The organism is uncultured Rikenella sp., assembly GCF_910579375.1.
Classification (GTDB): domain Bacteria; phylum Bacteroidota; class Bacteroidia; order Bacteroidales; family Rikenellaceae; genus Rikenella.
The window spans coordinates 1-1,883 of the sequence record NZ_CAJTUJ010000224.1 but is presented as its reverse complement, the minus strand read 5'-3'; the positions used below and the strand labels follow the sequence as shown (position 1 = coordinate 1,883).

Genomic DNA, 1,883 nt, shown 5'->3' with positions numbered 1-1,883 from the left:
GGCAACGCAACTGAAAACCGTAGGCGCGGTTGCTCGCGTGGCTGGGATTGAGGTACGTCACGCTGAAGTTCAAGTACATGCCAGGGTAGTGGTCGTCCGAATCGTAGGACGTGGACGACCAGCTGAACCCGCTGTTGCCGATGTTCCTTGCTATGCCCTCGCCGCCGCCGCGGCCGAAGTCGCGGTAGCCCGGGGCAGAGCGCACGGCGTTGCGTTTTCGGGCAAAAAATATCCCCTCCGAGACCTGACGGAATCGAGAGGGGGATTTTTCGACGTCGGTGTGTACCGACTGAAAATATGTGCAAAATGAGTGGTGTCGGGCGGTGGGGTATCGCAAAACCTTGCTGCGAAACTTTACCGCCTGCCGCGGCGCATCATGGCGGCGGCACCGGCCATCCGAGCCATCGCACCTCCTCCGCCGGCGACCATCTTCATCATCTTACGGGTTTGGTCGAACTGCTTCAACAGGCGGTTGATGGCGGCGACATCTGTCCCGCTCCCGCGGGCGATCCGAGATTTCCGGACGCCGTTCAACAAGGAGGGGTTCTCGCGTTCGGCCGGGGTCATCGACTGGATGATGGCTTCGGTCTGTTTGAAGACGCTGTTGTCCATGTCTATGTCTTTCAGGGCTTTCCCCACGCCGGGAATCATCGAGGCCAGATCCTTGATGTTCCCCATCTTTTTGATCTGCTGGATCTGGTTCAGGAAGTCCTGCATGGTAAACTGGTCGCGGGCGAGCTTTTTCTGGAGCTTTCGGGCCTCTTCTTCGTCGAACTGTTCCTGGGCGCGTTCGACGAGCGAGACGATGTCGCCCATTCCGAGGATCCGGTCGGCCATCCGTTCGGGGTGGAAGACGTCGAGGGCGTCCATCTTTTCGCCGGTGCTGACGAATTTCAGGGGCTTGTCGACGACGGAGCGGATCGAGATGGCTGCCCCGCCGCGGGTGTCGCCGTCGAGCTTGGTGAGCACGACGCCGTCGAAGTCCAGACGGTCGTTAAACTCTTTCGCTGTATTGACTGCGTCCTGGCCGGTCATGGAGTCGACGACGAACAGGGTCTCGGAGGGCTTCACGGCGGCTTTGATGGCGGTGATCTCGCGCATCATCTGTTCGTCGATGGCGAGGCGCCCGGCGGTGTCTATAATAATGGTGTTGAAGGTGCCGCCCTGGCTCTTGGCGTAGCGGATGCCGTTCTGGACGAGGGCGACGGCGTCGGTCTTGTTGTCGGGTTCGGAGTAGACTTCGACGCCGATCTGCTGGCCGAGGACTTTCAGCTGGTCGATGGCGGCGGGGCGGTAGATGTCGCCGCCGATCAGCAGAACGCCGCGCCCTTTCTTCTTCAGGTGGAGGGCGAGTTTGCCGCTGAAGGTGGTCTTACCGGAGCCTTGGAGCCCGCTCACGAGGATGACGGAGGGGGTGTCGCGCAGGTTGATCCCGACGGCGGTGCCGCCCATCAGGGCGGCGAGTTCGTCGTGGACGATCTTGACGATCATCTGGCTGGGGTTCACGGATTTGATGACTTCCTGACCGATGGCTTTCTGTTTGACCTGGTCGGTGAAGGTCTTGGCGACTTTGTAATTGACGTCGGCTTCGATCAGGGCGCGACGAATCTCTTTGAGGGATTCGGCGATGTTGATCTCGGTGATGCGGCCCTGGCCTTTCAGGATCTTGAAGGAGCGCTCTAAACGGTCGCTAAGATTCTCGAACATAGGTGATTATAGGTGCTTTTCGTGGGTTACGGCCTGCGCGGGGCGGGCACTGGGACAAAGGTACAAATTTCTCTCGGAACGGCGGACTAAGGGGGGTCTTTACGGGTGGCGGCGGATGAGGTCGGCAACGAGGGGTGGAAGGCCGGCGGCGGCTCTTTCGGGTATGACGGTCAGGG

General features: G+C 60.4%; 1 protein-coding gene and 1 pseudogene. Both read right to left on the bottom strand.

Features of this window, described 5'->3' with window-relative positions:
- Window positions 1-205 (bottom strand): annotated as a pseudogene (locus tag QZ302_RS09895) (hypothetical protein); the annotation flags it as partial.
- Between the two features lie 149 nt (window positions 206-354).
- Entirely contained in the window at window positions 355-1,707 is a 1,353-nt protein-coding gene (gene ffh / locus QZ302_RS09890; RefSeq protein ID WP_294594934.1) for a signal recognition particle protein, read from the bottom strand.
- Window positions 1,708-1,883 lie beyond the last annotated feature (176 nt).